At 71.4% G+C, this 928-nt stretch carries 1 protein-coding gene; it reads right to left on the minus strand.

Annotation, left to right across the window (positions count from 1 at the left end):
* Positions 1-184: 184 nt before the first annotated feature.
* A partial coding sequence (locus ACFXPK_RS31145; RefSeq protein WP_385080482.1) for a DUF58 domain-containing protein occupies positions 185-928 on the minus strand: 744 nt, incomplete at its 5' end.

Raw genomic sequence — 928 nt, forward strand, 5'->3', positions numbered from 1 at the left:
CTGCAGGGGGGACCCTGTGGGAGAGTAGGACGCCGCCGAACAATTATTGTGGGAATGCCCCGCACCTTCTGGTGCGGGGCATTTCTGCGTTCCGGACCATTTTCCTTCCGGGGCGGTCTTCCCTTGTGGACGAGGCGGGGTGCTTTCCCTCCTCGTCCACGTCACGCCACGTTCCTCGCCGCTCCTAGAGACGTCCCGCTGATTTAAGTGCGAGGTACGCGTCCGCCAGAGCCGGCGCGAGCTTCTCCGGGGTGGCGTCCACGACCGTGACGCCCCTGCTCTGTAGAAGTTCTGCCGTACGTCGTCGCTGGGCCTGCGCCTGGGCGCCGGCGGCGGCTTCGTACACCGCGTCCACTGTGCCCCGAGCCCTGCTCATCTCCTCGACATGAGGATCGGCGACCGAGGCCACGATGACGGTGTGGCGTCGCGTGAGCTGCGGGAGAACGGGGAGAAGACCCTCCTCCACGGGCGCCGTGTCGAGGCTGGTGAGCAACACGACGAGCGATCGGCGCGGGGCGCTCTTCAGCGTCGCCGCGCTGAGGCCGCGCGCATCCGTCTCCACCAGCTCCGGTTCCAGCGGCGCCAATGCGTTGACCATGGCAGGCAGGACATCGCCTGCCGCGCGTCCCTGAACCTGGGCGCGTGTGCGCCGGTCGTACGCGAGGAGATCGACCCGGTCCCCGGCCCGCGAGGCGAGGGCCGTCAACAGGAGGGTGGCGTCCATCGCGGCGTCCAGACGCGGGATGTCACCCACCCGCCCCGCCGACGTGCGCCCGGTGTCCAGGACGATGAGGAGGCGCCGGTCCCGCTCGGGGCGCCAGTTCCGTACGGTGACGGTGGGGGGGGGGGGGGGGGGGGGCGCCCCCCCGGGGCGCGGGGGGTGGGGGGGGGGGGGGGACGCGTGTGGGTGGGCCTCACTCTGACGCCC

It is taken from the genome of Streptomyces sp. NPDC059142 (genome assembly GCF_042755665.1).
Classification (GTDB): domain Bacteria; phylum Actinomycetota; class Actinomycetes; order Streptomycetales; family Streptomycetaceae; genus Streptomyces.